General features: G+C 68.1%; 20 protein-coding genes. 9 read left to right on the forward strand and 11 right to left on the reverse strand.

Annotation, left to right across the window (positions count from 1 at the left end; translation table 11 throughout):
- Window positions 1–170: 170 nt before the first annotated feature.
- From D0C15_RS28045 to D0C15_RS28055, 3 genes are all read left to right on the forward strand, one after another.
- Window positions 171–767: a hypothetical protein gene (locus D0C15_RS28045; RefSeq protein WP_116051124.1), complete on the forward strand. Its 597-nt coding sequence runs from the start codon at window positions 171–173 to the stop codon at window positions 765–767.
- A gap of 80 nt (window positions 768–847) precedes the next feature.
- The gene (locus D0C15_RS28050) at window positions 848–1,567 is read left to right on the forward strand and encodes a methyltransferase domain-containing protein (RefSeq protein ID WP_116051125.1); all 720 of its coding nucleotides are present in this window, start codon (window positions 848–850) and stop codon (window positions 1,565–1,567) included.
- A gap of 102 nt (window positions 1,568–1,669) precedes the next feature.
- The gene (locus D0C15_RS28055) at window positions 1,670–1,951 is read left to right on the forward strand and encodes a hypothetical protein (RefSeq protein WP_116051126.1); all 282 of its coding nucleotides are present in this window, start codon (window positions 1,670–1,672) and stop codon (window positions 1,949–1,951) included.
- Between the two features lie 9 nt (window positions 1,952–1,960).
- Here the strand turns inward: D0C15_RS28055 and D0C15_RS28060 are convergent, their stop codons facing one another.
- The 6 genes from D0C15_RS28060 to D0C15_RS28085 form a co-directional block, all read right to left on the reverse strand.
- Window positions 1,961–2,317, reverse strand: coding sequence for an SPW repeat protein (locus tag D0C15_RS28060; RefSeq protein ID WP_116051127.1), 357 nt, complete (start codon window positions 2,315–2,317; stop codon window positions 1,961–1,963).
- Window positions 2,318–2,319: 2 nt separating this feature from the next.
- Window positions 2,320–2,898 (reverse strand): vitamin K epoxide reductase family protein, encoded by a 579-nt coding sequence (locus D0C15_RS28065; protein WP_116051128.1) that lies wholly within the window; start codon window positions 2,896–2,898, stop codon window positions 2,320–2,322.
- Window positions 2,899–2,998: 100 nt separating this feature from the next.
- On the reverse strand, window positions 2,999–3,703 hold the full coding sequence (locus D0C15_RS28070) for a ZIP family metal transporter (protein WP_116051129.1): 705 nt from the start codon (window positions 3,701–3,703) through the stop codon (window positions 2,999–3,001).
- Window positions 3,704–3,743: 40 nt separating this feature from the next.
- A complete protein-coding gene (locus D0C15_RS28075) occupies window positions 3,744–4,517 on the reverse strand; it encodes a hypothetical protein (RefSeq protein ID WP_116051130.1) in 774 nt (257 codons plus the stop codon).
- The gene (locus D0C15_RS28080; protein ID WP_211323348.1) at window positions 4,514–5,296 is read right to left on the reverse strand and encodes an ion transporter; all 783 of its coding nucleotides are present in this window, start codon (window positions 5,294–5,296) and stop codon (window positions 4,514–4,516) included. Before D0C15_RS28080 ends, D0C15_RS28075 begins: the two co-directional genes overlap by 4 nt.
- Window positions 5,293–5,868, reverse strand: a complete 576-nt coding sequence (locus D0C15_RS28085; RefSeq protein ID WP_116051131.1) for an SIS domain-containing protein — start codon at window positions 5,866–5,868, stop codon at window positions 5,293–5,295. The genes D0C15_RS28080 and D0C15_RS28085 overlap by 4 nt, the downstream gene beginning before the upstream one ends.
- A 198-nt stretch (window positions 5,869–6,066) precedes the next feature.
- Between D0C15_RS28085 and D0C15_RS28090 the strand changes: the two genes are divergently transcribed.
- Both D0C15_RS28090 and D0C15_RS28095 read left to right on the forward strand, forming a co-directional pair.
- Window positions 6,067–6,525, forward strand: a complete 459-nt coding sequence (locus D0C15_RS28090; RefSeq protein WP_342768612.1) for a hypothetical protein — start codon at window positions 6,067–6,069, stop codon at window positions 6,523–6,525.
- 92 nt (window positions 6,526–6,617) lie between these two features.
- Window positions 6,618–7,301, forward strand: coding sequence for a GAF and ANTAR domain-containing protein (locus tag D0C15_RS28095; RefSeq protein ID WP_245976316.1), 684 nt, complete (start codon window positions 6,618–6,620; stop codon window positions 7,299–7,301).
- A 44-nt stretch (window positions 7,302–7,345) separates the two neighbouring features.
- Here the strand turns inward: D0C15_RS28095 and D0C15_RS28100 are convergent, their stop codons facing one another.
- Together D0C15_RS28100 and D0C15_RS28105 are read right to left on the reverse strand one after the other, a co-directional pair.
- Window positions 7,346–8,407 (reverse strand): glycosyltransferase family 9 protein, encoded by a 1,062-nt coding sequence (locus D0C15_RS28100; protein WP_245976318.1) that lies wholly within the window; start codon window positions 8,405–8,407, stop codon window positions 7,346–7,348.
- 152 nt (window positions 8,408–8,559) lie between these two features.
- Window positions 8,560–8,961, reverse strand: a complete 402-nt coding sequence (locus tag D0C15_RS28105; RefSeq protein ID WP_116051145.1) for a ChaB family protein — start codon at window positions 8,959–8,961, stop codon at window positions 8,560–8,562.
- 184 nt (window positions 8,962–9,145) lie between these two features.
- Between D0C15_RS28105 and rfaE2 the strand changes: the two genes are divergently transcribed.
- Both rfaE2 and D0C15_RS28115 read left to right on the forward strand, forming a co-directional pair.
- Window positions 9,146–10,678: a D-glycero-beta-D-manno-heptose 1-phosphate adenylyltransferase gene (gene rfaE2, locus D0C15_RS28110; protein WP_245976320.1), complete on the forward strand. Its 1,533-nt coding sequence runs from the start codon at window positions 9,146–9,148 to the stop codon at window positions 10,676–10,678.
- Window positions 10,675–11,496 carry a glycosyltransferase family 2 protein gene (locus D0C15_RS28115; protein ID WP_116051133.1) on the forward strand — a complete coding sequence of 274 codons (822 nt, stop codon included), beginning with the start codon at window positions 10,675–10,677 and terminating at the stop codon, window positions 11,494–11,496. The genes rfaE2 and D0C15_RS28115 overlap by 4 nt, the downstream gene beginning before the upstream one ends.
- Before the next feature lie 16 nt (window positions 11,497–11,512).
- Here the strand turns inward: D0C15_RS28115 and D0C15_RS28120 are convergent, their stop codons facing one another.
- Window positions 11,513–13,339 (reverse strand): glycoside hydrolase family 15 protein, encoded by a 1,827-nt coding sequence (locus D0C15_RS28120; protein ID WP_116051134.1) that lies wholly within the window; start codon window positions 13,337–13,339, stop codon window positions 11,513–11,515.
- A gap of 163 nt (window positions 13,340–13,502) precedes the next feature.
- On the opposite strand from D0C15_RS28120, the gene D0C15_RS28125 reads away from it, so the two are divergent.
- Window positions 13,503–14,516, forward strand: coding sequence for an SDR family oxidoreductase (locus D0C15_RS28125; RefSeq protein ID WP_116051135.1), 1,014 nt, complete (start codon window positions 13,503–13,505; stop codon window positions 14,514–14,516).
- Here D0C15_RS28125 and D0C15_RS28130 read toward each other — a convergent pair whose 3' ends face one another.
- Window positions 14,517–14,828: a hypothetical protein gene (locus D0C15_RS28130; RefSeq protein WP_116051136.1), complete on the reverse strand. Its 312-nt coding sequence runs from the start codon at window positions 14,826–14,828 to the stop codon at window positions 14,517–14,519.
- A 115-nt stretch (window positions 14,829–14,943) separates the two neighbouring features.
- Between D0C15_RS28130 and D0C15_RS28135 the strand changes: the two genes are divergently transcribed.
- Complete coding sequence (locus D0C15_RS28135; protein WP_116051147.1) at window positions 14,944–16,602, forward strand: RecQ family ATP-dependent DNA helicase; 1,659 nt, start codon at window positions 14,944–14,946, stop codon at window positions 16,600–16,602.
- 425 nt (window positions 16,603–17,027) lie between these two features.
- On the opposite strand, the gene D0C15_RS28140 is transcribed toward D0C15_RS28135, so the two are convergent.
- Window positions 17,028–17,170, reverse strand: a 143-nt coding sequence (locus D0C15_RS28140; protein ID WP_281270736.1) for an acyl-CoA dehydrogenase family protein, incomplete at its 5' end; no start/stop codon positions are given.

A 17,170-nucleotide genomic window follows, 5' to 3' on the forward strand; every position in this document is an offset into this window, starting at 1 on the left:
GGAACTCGAGCGTTCACCCGGTCGGGGCGAGCCACTCACGTGTCCGGCCATCAGTCACTCCTGCCAGTCCGCGTCCGGAGTACCCAGCGAGCCCGCACACCAATCCAGCGACCGCTGCGATGTGTAGTCCTGCTGTGGCAGGGGTACGTCCATCGCGGGAAGGAGTGACGATGAACCTAGATCGAGCCGATGCCGCGAAGGCCCACCACGGTGACCCGATGCGTCCGATCGTGGAGTCGGACGAACCCGCGCGCGCCGAAGGCCCTTCGATCGTGTTCGAAGGACACGAGGAAGGGCCCACGGTGCTGATCCTCGACCCAGCGGGCGCGGCGAAACACGCCGAGGTGCCCGCGACCTGGAGGGGACTGGCCGAGCAGCGCAAACTCGTCTGGTGCAGGCTGCCGGCCGACGGTTCGCTGTCCGAGGCGGAGGAACTGCTCTCCGATCCCGACGTGCTCCGGGCACCCATCGACGTGGTGACCAGTGGCCCAGCGGTGCCGGTCGTCGTCGACCTGCTCAGCAGGCACGCGGACGTCGTGCGGTCGCTGCTGCTGATCGATCCGGGCGGTGGGATCGGCGACGGCTCGGAACCGCCTTCGGTGACTCGGCGGCGCGAGGAACTGCGCGAGGCCGGGGTCACCGTCGAAACCGTCGCGCAGAGCCCGGGCGGTACCAGGGACCGGGTCGAACCACCGATGCCGCTGGGTCATCCCGACGTCCTGGACGCCGTCGAACGCGCGCTCGGTTCGCTGGATTGGCGGAGCTGACGCCAGGACAGGAGCGGTTGCCCCGAGCTCCTGCCCACCGTCACCGAACCCGTTGACCCACTCCTGTCGGAAGGACACCCATGACGCTGCCGCTCGCGCCGTTGTCGAACGACCGTCTGGACCGGTTGGACCAGTACCTGCGGACGGCCGTACAGGACCTGTTCAAGAACGACGACCGCGTGCGTGGACTCGGGGTCGAGGTGTCCTTCCACGGCGGAGTGGCGCATGTGACCGGTTCGGTCGAACGCCAGGAGGAACTGGAGCTGGTGCGAACTCTGGTCGGGCGGCTCGGCGGTGTCCTCGGCGTGTGGGACCGGGTCCGGGTGGGCGGCACGGATCCGGTGATCCTGGACATCGGCTGCGGCGACACCAAACAGTATCCGGACAACATCGGCGTCGACATGCGCGACGCCGAGGGTGTCGACGTGGTTGCCGACCTCGCGCAGGGCATCCCGTTCCCGGACGGTTCGGCCGACCGGGTGTTCGCGGTGCACATCCTGGAGCACCTGGTCGACTTTCTCCCGCTGGTGGACGAGTGCCATCGAGTCCTGCGCCCCGGTGGCATCCTGCACGTGCTCTCACCCTGGTGGCGCTACGTCAACGCCGTCGCCGATCCCACCCACGTCCGGCTGCTGGACATACAGACGTTCAAGGGAATCTGTTCCCGCCCGGACAGCGACCTCCGCTGGTACCCGCTGCACGCCGGCTGCGACGGCGCGAGCATCTTCGCGGACCTCCGGCCGTTACAAGCGGGCGAACCGGAGGCAGGTGTGGTTCAGCTGGCGCGCTGGTTCGACTGAGGCGGCGACCAGAACTTCCGATTCCCACTTCCCCACCCCAAGGGTTTCCCCATCCGCTCCGCGGATGTCCCACCGGCAGCGAGAACGACAAGGAGAATGGCAATGGCGCGTCCGGGAGAGAACCGGCCGGAAGCCACTACCCAACCCGGACAGTACGGCAGGGCGGCGATCGACCATGTGCTGGCGACCGAGCACTGGCACGGCTGGGAGGAGATGCTCTCGTGGCTGCGGGCCAGCGGGAACAACGATCCGGAGCTGAACCCCGATGAGATGCGCGGGATCCGCCAGGACGCGGAGCGGGCCTGGGAGATGGGTCTGCCGTTCAGCAACGACGCCCAGCAGCTCAAGTCCACATTGAACCAGGCGCGCAGAGATCGCGGCTGAGTTCGACGATCAGTGGCCGGCGCCGGGTGAGCGCCACAGCGACGCCCAGCCACCGCCGTACCGGCTCTGATCGGGCTTGCCCCACGGCGCCAAGGCGAGGGTGGCAAGGCCGATGACCACGCTGTTGACCAGTGCCGCGTCCGGGAAGCCGAGTAGCCACGGTCCGGCGACGAGCCAGGCTCCGGTGAGCAGATTCAGCCAGCGCAGCCCGCGCGTGATGGCGAATCCGGCGAGGAACCCGATCGCGGCCAACGCCGGCCCCGCCACGCGGTCACTCGTCGCCGCCGGACCGCCGTAGTCGAGCACCGCGGGGGCGAACATCAACCAGACGCCTGCCGCCGCGAGCAGAAAATGCGGTGGGAACACCCTCACTCCTTTCGCAGTCCCCAGAAGGCCCGCCACACCGAGCCGCCGGAGTGGCGCACCCTGCGCAGGTGTTGCAGGCTCGCGAGCACCTCGTCGACGGCGGGGGGAATCATGCTGAGCGAAATGACCGCCGACGCCAGGCACAGAGTGCAGAAAGCGCCGTACAGCACCGGCTGCGCGATGACCAGTAGCACACTGACGAGACCGAGCGGGCCGATCGCGATACCGAACACGATGACGATCCAGGGCATCGATCGCCATCGGCCGCGCCCGCCGATCACGCCACTGACCGCGTCCGCCAGGTACCCGAACGCCCCCAACGCCGCATCCGAGATCGGTAGTACGTGCGACAGCTTGGAGTTCAGCACGGTCTCGCTACCGTCGCCGAAAAACGGTTCCCAGACGGTGTCGAACACGCCGTACTGGTAGAGCGCGAGATAGGTCGCGATGACGAAGCCGACCAACGCGACGGCCACGATGGGCAGCCGCTGCGACCACGCGGACGGGTTCTGCCTCCAGCCCGGCGGTATCGCGGAGCTACCCACGCCTCGTCCGGCGTTGTCGATGGCAACTCGTCCCATTCGTGTTCTCTCTGTAGTCCTAGACGTCGTGGCCATTGCGCGCGTGCGTATCCGACGGACGAGGGTGCCCGGCGTGCCCTCGGGCAAACCCCCGAGGGAGTCAGATGAGCATGTGCAGCAGCAGGAAACCGAGCAGCCCGGCGAACAGAGTCGTCGTGGTCCACGGCGTTTCCTTGACCTTGTGCGCCTCGCGCAGCAACTCTTCGATGATCAGGAACAGCAGGGCGACGGCGCCGAACGCCAGGACGACGTGGTAGCCGAACTGGCCGAGTGCCCTGGCCGCCAACAGTCCTGCCGCCACACCCACGCTCATGGCGGCGGTGATGGCAGCGGTGATCCAGATCGCCTTCTTCCGGCTCTCCGACTGCCGCAGGCTGATGATCAGTGACAGTGTGGTGAAGAAGTCCTCCACCAGCAGGCCGACAGCCAGCAGCAGCGCCAGCCGGAGATCCTCCGATGCGGCGACACCGAGTAGAAAACCGTCGATCGTCAGGTCGACACCGACCACAATGGCCAGTCCCATCCCACCCGACTCGTTTCCGCCACTGAGCTTCAGCGAGACCGCGTCGAGGATCAGCACGACCAGCAACCCGGCGGCGACGCCAAGCACAGCGGCCCAGGGCGAGCCGTGTGACACCGGGGCCAGCAGTTCCAGCGCCACCGCGCCGATCAGCAGACCTGCCGCGAGATGTTGCACCACACTGGCGAGTTGCGGCCGCGGCGGACGCCACAGCCCTACCGCGGCACCTAGCGGAATGGCCAGCACCGGCGCCGCCACGATCCCGAACAGCTGTAACGCAGCCATCCTCACCTGGTACCCGGGACACACCGAGATACACGTCCCGCTACTGCGACAGTGTCGTCACCACCGTGAGCAGCACCGCGTAACTACCGAGTCCGGTGAGGAACCAGCCGAAACTGGAGGATCGCTCCGACGGCACCTCCTCCTTGATCACGTTGAGCAGGATGGCGCCACCGAGCAGTGCGGTCAGCACGCTCACCAGTACCGTGCTGGTGGGCGCGAGGATCGCCGAGAGCGCCCAGCCCAGCAGCAGCGCCCCCGCGAGCGAGTAGCGGCCACCTGCCGTGAAGCGGCGCGGGTAGTGCGTACGCAGGCTGCGATCGTTGAGAACGAAGTGCAGCCCCATCGCCACGGCGAACAGGACAGCGAACGCGACACCGGTTCGTACCCGCAACGCCATCGTGTAGGTGATGAGCACGTTGTACCCGAGGAAGGATGCGAGGTGCAGGCGATACATCCAGGCGCCCTGCTCGGCCGCCCCCCGCCCGCGTGTGTGCTTGGCGAGCCGTTCCAGCCCGTAGAACACGACGAATCCGGTCAGCGCCACCGCGAAGATCGCGAGATCGAACAGGGGTGTCGGCACGACGGTGTCCTCGAGCAGTTCACCGATGGCCTCGTTGCCCGCCGCGATCTCCGGTAGCAGGTGCAGGAACACGTAGGCCACGGCGAGACCGCCCGCGAAGGAACCGGTGGCACGCTCGGGAATTCCAGGCAGCGCGCGAATATGCGGTGCGGCCAGGTGCAGCCCGGCCAGTACGAGCGTGATCGCCAGTGCACCGAGGAGTCCTGCCGTCGTCGAGATCTCGATCTCCCTCACTGCGCCTCATGTCGCCGGTCGAGCCGGGAGTCCTGAGTGGCCTGAGTGGTCTGTTGCAGGAAGTACGCCCCGAGCGAGGCCGCGAGGGTCGCGAAAACGACGACCGAGTACACCGCGAGGACGACTTCTATCCCTCTGGCCACCGGGCCCTCCGCGGCGACCGGTTCGCCGGTGATCGTTGCCAGCGCGGCGTCGTGCAGTGCGGCCGCATAACTCGGGTAACTGGTGAACGCGTACAACAGCTGACTGCCCGCGAGTGCGACGATCGCACTCAGCGACGCGAGCCACCCGACCCGGCTGGAGAGCAGACGGCCTGCCGAGCGGCTGCCGCGCACGGTGGAACTCAGCACCCTTCCCAGCCTGCCGAGCCTGCCGATTCCGGCCAGCCGCAGGAAACGCAGGAACGGCACGACGAGAAAGACCAGCTGCCACCAGGTGCGACGCAGGAAGCTTCGCCGATCCGGCGCGACGTAGAGACGCAACGCGTACTCCCCAACGAACACCAGCCACAACAGCCAGCTCAACACCGAGAGCACTCCGGTCAGGGCGGGCCTGGTGGCGATCGCCTGACCGAGTACGACGAGCAGGAACAAGACACCGAGTACGCTCATCGGCCGGTCCAGCCGGTCGGCGAGCTCCTCGGCCCACGACTGCCGTCGCTCCGTTTCGGCCTTCGCCCGCTGGCTCACCGAATCGAGGTGATCCTCGAACGCCTCACTGGTACTTCGGCTCGCACGCTCCGCTCGGTCGTCACCGTTGTGCTCGCCTGCGCCGTTCATCCGCCGGCCGGGCCCGCCAGCTCCACCGCCTCGAACAGCAGGTTGACGGCTGCCAGCATCGACTCCTCGACACTCGCTGTCGTCCCGGGAAGGCATACCGCGTCCTCGACGACGTTGGCGAGCTGATTGGGACAGTGCCCGGTGAACGCGAGCGTCGTCGCACCACTGCGATGCGCGGCACGAGCTGCCAGAACAAGGCTGTTGTCCCGCCCGCTCGGCGCGAGCAGCACGACCACGTCCCTGGCACGGGCATGGGCTGTCACATGCCTGGCCAGCGCGTCCTCCTCCGGGTACCCGGCAACCGCCTGGTCGGCGATACCCGTCCGCAGCGTGATCGCGGACAGCGGTTGCCCGTCTCCTCGTTCCAAAGTGATCAGTTCGGCCGTCAGGTGCTCCGCTTCGGCGGCCGACTCCCCCGACCCGGCCGCCAGCAGCCGGCTGCCGGAGCCGAGCCGCTCGGCGAGCAATCGCCCCCAGCGTTCGATCCGGCCGGACTGCTCACGAAGCGCCGCCAGCGTGTCCATCAACGCATCGATGTGACCGCGGGCGATGGCCGGCAAGGTGCTCGTCATCGACGGCCTCCTCGTGGAGGACCGGAACTTCCCACACCGCGACCACCGCGGGCGCCACGGACTGTCCGATTCATACCATCTCGGATTGCCGGGCAGCACCGGCGTAAACATCAACGCCCGCGCCGTTCTCCTGCTGTGACCGAAATGTGGTTTCACCTGGTTCGTACCGGGAAACCGCCGTACATGATGGGCTCAATCATGCGAGGCGTCGCCGCCGGAGCCGCTGGCACCACGGCGCTGAACGCCGCGACATATCTGGACATGGTGGTGCGTGGCCGTCCGGCGAGTAGCACCCCGGAGCAGACCGTCGAGCGGTTGTCGGACACGACGGGCACCGAGATTCCCGGCGACGAGCAACACCGCAAGAACCGCGTCTCCGGACTCGGCGCCCTCAGTGGAATGCTCACGGGCACGGCCGTCGGCGCCGCTTATGGTGCCGCCCGCGGCTTCGGCTGGCAGCCGTCGCTCCCGGTCGCTGGTGCCGCCACGACCCTGGCCGCGATGGCGGGCTCGAGTGCGCCGATGACGCTGCTCGGCATCACCGATCCGCGTCAGTGGAGCGCCACCGATTGGTTGAGCGACCTCGTCCCGCACCTCGCCTTCGGCGCGACCGCGGTAGCCACCTACGCACTGACCGGACGGCGATCGAACTCCTGAGGCCGGCTTCCCGCGGGGCGGACGGCAGAAGGAGGATCATGACCGACCAGGAGGACAGTGCCGCATAGGATTCCTTCGCACACCTGGACGAGGTGGCGGGGGCGCTGGAGGCGCTGAGCGGCGATCTGGACCGGGAGCAGGAGCTGGGCGTGCTCCTGCAGCGGGTGTGCGAGCAGGTGGTGCGGGCCGTACCGGACGCGGAACTGGCCGGAGTGATGATGAGTCGCCGCGGTGCGCCAGAGACGGTGGCGGTCACCGACAAGCAGGTGCACGACTCCGACAACGCCCAATACCAGGCAGGCGAAGGCCCCTGCCTGCATGCGATGACCACCGGAGCACTGGTCCGCAGCGACGCGGAAGAGGCCAGGGATCGCTGGCCCGCGTTCGTCCGCGCACTCGACGAGGCCCACGTCGGTAGCTTCCTGTCCGCCCCACTGGTCATCGACAACCAGTTCTCCGGCGCGCTGAACCTCTTCGGCTTGCGGGCACACGGATTCCGGGAACTGGAGGCGCGGATACTGGAGATCTACTCCATCGCGATGGAAACGGCCCTACGCAGCGCGTGGCGGTACCGGCAGGCACAGACCACGATCGCCCAGCTGGAGCAGGCGCTCACCTCACGAGCCGTGATCGACCAGGCGAAGGGCATTCTCATGGCCGCCCGTGGCCTCACCGCCGACGAGGCATTCCAGGAGCTGGTCGAGCAGTCGCAGCGGGAGAACGTCAAACTCCGCGACTTCGTCGGGGTGTTCGTCGCGAAGGTGGTCAGGAAGTAGCGGTGAGCGAGTGGCGTGGCGCCGCCCGCTCACCGCTCGCCAGATCAGGAGATCAGTTCCACGACCTCACGCAGAGCGTCCTCGGTGGACACCGAGGACACAAAGGACACGTTGTGCTCGCAGCGAGGCAGGTCCTCGCGCGTGCAGTCCACCCCGCAGACCGGGCATGTCGCAGTCCACGCGATCAGCACCCGATCGTGCAGCCTGCCGAGTGGCCCCGCGTTGATGACATTGCCCATCCAGAAGATTCCGACGGTCGGAACTCCCAGCGCCTTCGCCAGATGTCGTGGACCGCTGTCATTGCCGATCAGTACGCCACTTCTGGCCAGCACGCCGCAGAGCGCGGACAGGCTGAGGTCGGCATGGCCGCGTACCGCTCCGGCCGCGGTTCCAGGTAGCCGCTGCCTGGTCAGCTCGGTCACCTCCGCGACCAGCTCCCGCTCACCGGGGGAACCGATGACCACCACACCCGCCCCCTCCTCGGCGCATTTCGCCGCGACCTCCGCGAACCGTTCGGAGGGCCACTGCCTGCGCAGATCGGTGGCACCCGGGTGGACGGCGAGCAGTGGTTCGGGCAGACCGCGCAACGGCTCCTCCGCCGCCTCCAGATCGGACGCGGTGAGCGCGATTCGTGCCTCGAGATGCACGGGCGGCGCCCCGGCCAGGCCCACGATCTCCAGCGCCCGCATCATCTCGTGCTGATAGAAGCGGTACGGCAGCCAGCGGCTCATCGGTGCCGCGTCTTCCGTACGTGAGCCCACCGTCCACTTGGGGTCGAGCCGGTGCAGGAAGCCGTTCGACCACCGGCCACCGCCGTGCAACTGCGCGGCCAGGTCCACCGGTTCCCGCGCGACCTCGCGGAAGAACTTCTCCTGCTCGATCTCGTCGGGCTCGCGGCCCTTCGGTTCGTACACCCCTGTCGCGGGCGGCAACAGGTGGACCCGGCGCACCGGTCCGGGCCGTTCATCGAGCAGCGCCGCGTGCAGGCGGGTGCCCAGCAGGACCAGCTCGGCGTCCGGATAGGCGGCTGCCAGCGCGTCGATCGCGGGCATCGCGAACAACAGGTCACCGAGACCGCCGCCGCGTAGCACCGCGATCCTGCGCACATCCGGCCACACCGGTCCGATCGGCCCTACTGACGGAGTTCCGGTCTTCTCGATCGCCGTGTCCGTATGAGAACCCGGGATTGCGAACGAATCGCCAGCGCGGTGACCCTCAGGGGCTCCCCGCTTCTGCTGCGTGCCACCCTCAGTGTTTGTCACCTGTTCCTGGCCTTCGCGGTTTTCTTGTCGTTCGCCCGTTCGACGGCGTTGACGAGTTCCTTCTTCGTCATCGAGGAACGTCCCTTGACGTCGAGCTTCTTGGCCAGCTCGTAGAGATGTTCCTTGCTCGCGTTCGCGTCGACACCGCCCGCGGTGTCCCCGGAGCGGCTGTCCGCCCCACGTGCGGCCTGTTTGTCCGAGGGGCCACGCTGCTGCTTGGGTTCCCAGTGGTCGCCAACCTTCTCGAACGAGTGTTTCAGGGCCGCGAACGCCGTGCGATGTGCCCGCTCGCCCTCGCCGTAGGTCTCCACCGCCGAATCGTGCGCCTCGATCCACGTGCGCTGGGCTTCCTCCGGAGAACGATCCAGGGTGCTCGGCATACTCTCGCGTCCGGGCATGGTGTTCACCTCCGACTCCGTCTGCCGCCGCCGGACGGCGGCTCTGCTCCTGCTACGGATTTCCCGCTTCCACACCGCCGAAACCACCACACCGGGGCACTCGTCACGTTTGTTCCGCGACCAACGGGGCATTGCAGTACGAGAAGAGCGATCGTCACAAGAACCCGTGGCGCGGAGGTGACTGGTGGAGATCTCGGCAGGTATACCGCCCGACGAGGCGAACAGGAGCAGCGAGGGACTGACTCCCGAACTGGCCGGACGGCTGTTCCGAGCCGGCTCGAAAGTGGTCGTGCTGGGCGACGCGATCCTCGACGTCTGGCTGTCCGGACAGTGCGACCGGCTGTGCAGGGAGGCCCCGGCCGCGCCCGTCGTGGACGTACGGCAACAGTCGTTCGCGCCAGGCGGGGCGGCCAACACGGCGGTCAACCTCGCCGCGCTGGGCGCGCAGGTGCATATGATCACCGCCGTCGGCGACGACCAGCCCGGCGCCACCGTGCTGGCGGAACTGCGTGGACGCGGCGTGCACACCGAGCACGCCGTGGTGAGCGAGAACAGGGCGACCGTCAGCAAGCGCAGGGTAGTGGCGGCCGATCAGGTGCTGTTGCGGTTCGACGACGGCGATCGGCACAGCGGCGACGACGACGAGATCGCCCGGCTCCTCGACGCCCTGCGCGACGCATTGGCTTCCGCGGACGCGCTCGTCGTGTGTGACTACGGCAACGGCGTCCTCGCACCCGGTGTCCGGCAGGCGTTGACCGAACTGCGCCCTCGACTGCCGCTGCTGGTGCTGGACGCGCACGATCTGCACCGTTGGCATGCTGTCCGTCCTGACGTGGTCACCCCGAACGCCGGTGAAGCCGGCGCCGTGCTCCAGGACCCCTTGCCGGAGGACAGCGACGCCCGAGTGGAGTTCCTCGATCGGCACCGGGCGCGTCTTGCCGAGGCGACGGGCGCGAACTCAGTTGTCGTGACCCTCGACCGGGACGGTGCGGTCCTGCTCACCGGGAACGAGCCGGTGCACCGGACCTGGGCACGGCCGGCTCCGGAGAACCACACGTCGGGCGCGGGTGACACCTTCACCGCCGCGCTCACCGTCGGTATCGCGGGCGGCCTGCCGGTGACGACCGCCGTCGAGCTCGCCCAGGCCGCGGCCGACATCGTGGTTCACCGCCCCGGTACGGCCGTGTGCACGGCCGCCGAGCTGGAGCAGCGGTTCGGCACGTTCCACGACGCGGCGGTCGGTCACGACCAGCTCGCCCGCGTGGTCGCCGAACATCGATGCGCCGGGCGCAGGGTGGTGTTCACCAACGGCTGCTTCGACGTTCTGCACCGTGGCCACGTGGCCTATCTCAACGAGGCCAAGCGGCTCGGTGACGTGCTGATCGTCGCGGTGAACGCCGACGAGAGCGTCCACAGGCTGAAGGGGCCGGACCGGCCGGTGAACTCGGTGCGGGACAGGGCGTCGGTGCTGGCCGCGCTCAGCTGCGTCGATCACGTCACCGTGTTCGACCAGGACACCCCGGTCGAGCTGCTGCGTGAGCTACGGCCCGACGTCTACGTCAAGGGGGGTGACTACACCCCGGAGATGCTCAGTGAGGCGCCCGTCGTCCGGGCCTACGGCGGTCAGGTGCGGGCACTCGGGTACGTACCAGACCACTCCACGTCGGCGATGATCGAGCGGATCCGGTCCACGGTCGCAACAGGAGGGACTTCGTGAGCGAGCACGAACTGGACGTGCTGATCCCCACCCGCAACCGCCCGGTCGAACTGGTGACCACCCTTGCCGGCCTCGCCGCACAGGACTACCCCGATTTCGGCGTGGTGGTGAGCGACCAGTCCGACGGCGAACCGGGCTACGACACCCCCTCGGCCCAGACCATGGTGCGGGTACTGCGCAGGACAGGACACCCCGTCCGGCTCGGCAGGAACCTGCCGTTGCGCGGACTCGCGCAGCAGCGGGCTCACCTGCTGGCACAGTCGAATGCCAGGTACGTCCTCTACCTGGACGACGACGTGTGGCTGGAGCCGGGAACGCTGTCGCGGCTGCACGCCGCGATCGAGAAACTCGGCTGCGGTCTCGTGGGAAACGCGGTGCAGGGGCTGTCGTATGTGGACGACTACCGGCCACAGGAACTGACTCCGTTCGAGGAGTGGACCGGCAGGCCCGAGCCGGAGCGGATCACTCCCGATGACCCGGCCTGGCAGCGATGGACGTTGCACAACGCCGCGAACCCGACGCATCTCGCCGACGATCTCGGCCTGCGGGGCGGCGACTGGGTCGCGTACAAGATCGCGTGGATCGGCGGGTGCGTGCTGTTCGACCGGTCGGCCCTCGTGCACGCGGGTGGTTTCGGCTTCTGGTCCGAGCTTCCAGCCGAACACTGCGGCGAGGACGTCCTCGCTCAGCTCAGGGTGCTGGCCGAGCGGGGTGGCGCGGGCATCCTGCCCAGCGGCGCGTTCCACCTCGAAGCCCCGACCACGGTCGCGCGACGCGACGTCGAGGCCTTCGACGCGATACCACCGGTACCCCGCTGACCGGTCCGGACTTGTCTCAGGAGGATGAGGATCGGTGCTCTCCGGACTCGGCCCTGCGCTGGGTGGGTCCCCGCGAGCTGCCGAGGTTGAACGCGGTGTCCACCAGTGGGATGTGCGAGAGCGCCTGCGGGAAGTTGCCGACGAGTCTGCCGGAGTGCGGGTCGAACTCCTCCGAGAGCAGACCGAGGTCGTTACGCAGGTCGAGCATCCGCTCGAACAGTGCCCTGCCCTTCTCCACCTCGCCCTGCAGAATGTAGTTGTCGGCCAGCCAGAACGTGCAGGGCAGGAACGCGCCTTCGCCTTCGGGGAGCCCGTCGACGTGCTGGGTGGCCGCGGACATCGAGTAGCGCTGCACGAATCCGCCCTGCATCAGCTCCTTCTCCACCGCCTCGACCGTCCCCCGCACCCGCTTGTCGGTGGCGGGCAGAAAGCCGATGTTCGGCATCATCAGCAGTGAGGCGTCCAATGCCTCGGAGCCGTAGTACTGGGTGAAGGTGTTGCGTTCGGGGTCGTATCCCTTCTCGCACACCTCGTCGAAGATGTCCTGACGTAGCCGCTTCCATCGGTCCACCGGGCCGTCGAGGCCGAACTCCTCGACCGCTTTCACGGCCCGGTCGGCCGCGGTCCAGGCCATCATCTTGGAGTGGGTGAAGTGCCTGCGTGGTCCACGGACCTCCCAGATGCCGTTGTCCGGGTCCTGCCAGTGAAGCTCCACGAATTCCATCAACCTGCGCTGCAGCAGCCAGGCGTTCTCGTCCGGCGGGATGCCGTGCGCACGGGCCTGGTGCAGCGCGTCCATCAGTTCGCCGTACACGTCGAGCTGGTACTGCCTGGCCGCTTCGTTCCCGATTCGCACGGGCCGGGATCCCTCGTATCCCGGCAACCAGTCGAGTTCCAGTTCGGGCAGCCTGCGCTGACCGTCCACTCCGTACATGATCTGCATCTGTTCCGGCCTGCCCGCGACCGCGCGGACGAGCCATTCCCGCCAGGCGCATGCTTCTTCGTCGTATCCGGCGTCGAGCAGGGCCAGCAGGGTGAACGTGGCGTCGCGGATCCAGCAGAACCGGTAGTCCCAGTTGCGAACACCGCCGAGGTGTTCCGGCAGCGATGTCGTCGGCGCGGCCACCATGCCCCCCGTCGGCGCGTAGGTCAGCGCCTTGAGCGTGACCAGTGATCGCACCAGGGCGTCCCGGTACTCCCCCTCGTAGGTGCACCGGCCCGCCCAGTCCTGCCACCATTTCTCGGTGGCCACGATGATGTCCGCGACGTCGAGATTCGAGATGTCCTCGTACTGTGGATTGCTCCAGGTGAGCCGGAAGTCCACCGCATCCCCCTCGGCCACGGTGAACTCGGCGACAGGCTGCTCGGCGTCGGAGAGATCGAACTCCAGATCCGCGTCCAGGATGAGGTGGTCCGGGCCGGCGATCGCGTGCAGCCGGCGTCCCTTCGGCCGGAACCATGGCACGATCCGGCCGTAGTCGTAGCGCGGCACCATCTCACTACGCATCGCGACGTTGCCCCGGACCCCTTCCACGCGGCGCACCAGGTCTGGCTGGGCACCCCGGATGGGCATGCAGTCGACAACACGCACGGCGTCGTCACCACGTGTGAAGGTGGTTTCCAGTACCAGGCTGTCCCCACGGTAGGTGCGCTCGGTTCGCCAGCCCGTACCGCTGGGAGACATCGACCAGTGGCCGTGTTCGGGGCCACCGAGCACTGCGGCGAAGCAGGCGCCCGAGTCGAACCTGGGCAGGCACAGCCAGTCGATCGAGCAGTCTCTGCTCACCAGCGCGGCGGTGTAGGTGTCACCGATGAGCGCGTAGTCCTCCAGGGGTGTCGACACGAAAACCCTCCTCCAGTCGGTCCTCCCGGTGCTACCCGTTTCCGCGCGGGGGTAATCGCGCAGGGCTACCGCTGCTCAGCACGTGTAACCGCCGTAGGGACGGGTAGCCCGAACCGAACCCCATTGAGGACACCTCGATCTCGATGCGGAGGAGGATCTGCGAATGTCGGGCAAAGGCACGGGAAGGGTAGTCGCGGTGACCGGTGCCAGCGGCGGAATCGGCCGCGCCGCGGCACGGGCCTTCGCCGGCCGGGGCGACCGGGTCGCACTGTTGGCCAGGGGTGAGAAGGGCCTGGACGCGGCGGCGAAGGACGTCGAGGATGCGGGCGGTACAGCCCTGCCCCTCAGCGTCGACACCGCTGACTTCGGCCAGGTCGATGCGGCCGCCGACCGGATCGAGAAGGAGTTCGGGCCCATCGATGTCTGGGTCAACGACGCCTTCACCTCGACCTTCGCGCCGTTCACCGAGATCTCTGCCGACGAGTTCAAGCGGGTCACCGATGTGACCTACCTCGGCTACGTCTACGGCACCAAGGCCGCCCTGAACCGGATGCGGTCGCGGGATCGGGGGACCATCGTGCAGGTGGGTTCGGCGCTGGCCTACCGCGGAATCCCGTTGCAGTCGGCATACTGCGGCGCGAAGCACGCCATCCAGGGGTTCACCGAGTCCCTGCGCTGCGAACTGTTGCACGACAAGTCCGGCGTGCACGTCACCATGGTGCAGATGCCCGCGGTGAACACTCCACAGTTCGACTGGGTGCTCTCCCGACTGCCCAACAAGGCCCAGCCGGTGCCGCCGATCTACCAGCCCGAGGTCGCCGCGGACGCGATCGTGTACGCGGCGGACCACCCGAAACGCCGCGAGTACTGGGTCGGCGGTTCGACGGCGGGCACGATGCTGGGCAACAAGTTCGCCCCCGGCCTGCTCGATCGTTACCTGGCGAAGAAGGGATACGCGTCGCAGCAGACCAGCAGGCCCCGATCCCCGGACCGTCCTTCGAACCTCTGGGAGCCGGTCGACGACGAGGACGGCCGGGACTACGGGGCGCACGGACGGTTCGACCGCAGATCTCGCTCGGGCGACATGCAGGTCTGGGCCTCCCGCCACCACGGCCAGCTGGCCGCGGCCAGCGGAGCGGTCGCGTTCGGCGTGGTCAAGAAGGCCTTGCGGCGCTGATCACGAGGACCCGCCCTCCGGCGCCGCACGGTCCTCGTCCGGGACGTCGCCCGGGATGTCGACCTCGAAACGGGCGGCGGTGATTCCTGGCGATCCACGGCCGGGGACCTCGGCCAGATCCGGTTCGCCGGTCTGACCTCCACTGGCCTCCGGCAGTTCGCGCGCCGCGCCCGAGGGGTCCGCGACCGGATCACGGTGCGCGCGCGGCTCCTCGTCGCGCACGGGCGGGACGGGGTCGGCGCTCAACGCGTCGGTGGTTACCGCCGGACCGTCTTCGGTGCCCGAATCCGGTCGAGCGGATTCCGGTTCCATGGATTCCATCCCGCAGCGCTACCCGGGCGTACTGCCGCGGAAACCACTTTATGGGGACAGGCCGGCCGGGCAGCTGGCCAGGTTTCCGGCCACCGCGATCGGGAACACCCGGTCAATGCCCGAGCACTCACCCCGGCCCCGGCCACCGAAAAAGGCCCGCACCAAGCTGCGGCAGACCGCGGAGAAGGCGTTCGGCTTGAGCCGGTTGCGCCCGGAACAACTGGCCGCCATGGAGCAACTGCTCGAGGGCAGGGACGTGCTCGTCGTCATGCCCACCGGTTCCGGGAAGTCCGCCATCTACCAGGTTCCCGCGCTGGAACTGCCGGGGCCGACGGTGGTGGTGTCACCCCTGATCGCGCTGCAGCGGGATCAGGTCAACTCGCTGGAGGAAAGCGCGGCTCCGGAAGCGGTGGCGGTGAACTCGGCCCAAGGTGCGCAGGACAGTACGCAGGCCTGGAAGGCGATCGGCAACGGCAACGCCGAGTACATCTTCCTCGCACCGGAACAACTGGCCAAGGAGGATGTGCTCGGCGAGCTCCAGCGGGCGCGGCCGACCCTGTTCGTGGTCGACGAGGCGCACTGCGTGTCCGCGTGGGGGCATGATTTCCGGCCCGACTACCTGCGTCTGCGACATGCGATCGGCCGGCTCGGTCACCCGAGGGTGCTGGCGCTCACGGCCACCGCGGGCGGGCCGATCCGCGAGGACATCGTCGGTCACCTCGGCATGTCCGATCCGGTCCGCATCGTCGCCGGTTTCGACCGGCCGAACCTGTACCTGCAGGTCCGGCACGCGGGCGAGGCCGTCGACAAACTCACCTACGTCGCGGACTGGGTCGAGTCCGCACCGAAGCCGGGCCTCGTCTACGCGGCGACCCGCAGGGACACCGAACGCTGCGCGGAGGCGCTGACCGATCGTGGGGTGCGGGCGGCGGCGTTCCACGCCGGGCTCAAGCAGGGGGAACGCAAGGACATCCAGGAAGAGTTCATGGCCGACCACCTCGAGGTCGTGGTCGCGACGTCGGCCTTCGGCATGGGCATCGACAAGCCGAATGTGCGCTTCGTGGCGCATGCGTCGGTACCCGAGTCGCTGGACTCCTACTACCAGCAGATCGGCAGGGCGGGCCGGGACGACCAGCGCGCCGACGCCGTGCTGTTCTACCGCCCTGAGGACCTCGGGTTGCAACGGTTCCTCACCGCGCGACCGCTCGACCCTGCCGACGTCAAGGAGGTCGCCGAGGCCGTTCAGGACCACAACGGGCCGGTGAGCCCGACGGAAGTGGACCGCGAGGTCGACCAGTCCAGGCGTAAGGCGATGAACAGTCTCAACCTGCTGGAGCAGGCGGATGTCGTGCGAACCACCGACCGGGGCCGGTTCGACTACGACGACGAGGACATCGCACCTGAGGACGCGGCCGAGCAGGCGGCCGAGGTGTCCGCGAAACGAAAGCAGCTCGACCGCTCGCGGATCGACGTACTGCGCAACTACGCCGAGACCGCGTCCTGCCGGCGTCAGTTCCTGCTGGGTTACTTCGGAGAGTCGCTGGAGCGGCCGTGCGGCTTCTGTGACACCTGCGACGCGGGCACGGCGCAGGCGCATGCCGCTCCAGCGGACACCGAGTTCCCCGCGGACAGCAGGGTCCGGCACCCGGAGTGGGGCCAGGGCACCGTGGTCAACCAGGAGGCAGACCGGATCACCGTCCTGTTCGACGACGAGGGCTACCGCACGCTCTCGCTGGCCGCCGTGCACGAGAACGACCTGCTTGCCGCGGACTGAGGCACGCCTTCGCTCGTCCGGATGCCGGCTACCCGTCCGGCTCATCGGAAACGGGAGGAACCGCCCACCCATCCAGGGAAGCACGAAGAGTCATATCGCGATATCAACATGAATCACCCGGCAAGCGGTACGGGGACCGGTAAGGCTTACCTACCTTGGAGGCTGTCCTGACCTCAGCGGCGAAGGGATGGTGATTCGCATGGGCGGATGTAACTGTTGCAGCTCGTGCACAGGCTCGGGTTGCGGCTGCTGTAGCAGCTGCGGCTGACCTCAGGTTGTTGTTCCCCAATGTGGCATTGGGGACGTTGAACGTCCCGAATGCCACATTGGGGAACTTCCCGCAGGCGACCGGGGCTGCCGTCCGGAGGCGACCGGGACTGCCGTCTGGGGCGCTGCCGCCTGCCGCTGGGCGCTGCTGCCTGGGGTCAGCCCTTGAGGAGTTGGCGGGCCATCACCAGCCGCTGGATCTGGTTGGTGCCCTCATAGATCTGGGTGATCTTCGCGTCCCGCATCATCCGCTCCACCGGGAAGTCCCGCGTGTACCCCGCACCACCGAACAACTGCACCG

The sequence above is a fragment of the Amycolatopsis palatopharyngis genome (assembly GCF_003385185.1).
GTDB classification, from domain to species: Bacteria; Actinomycetota; Actinomycetes; order Mycobacteriales; family Pseudonocardiaceae; genus Amycolatopsis; species Amycolatopsis palatopharyngis.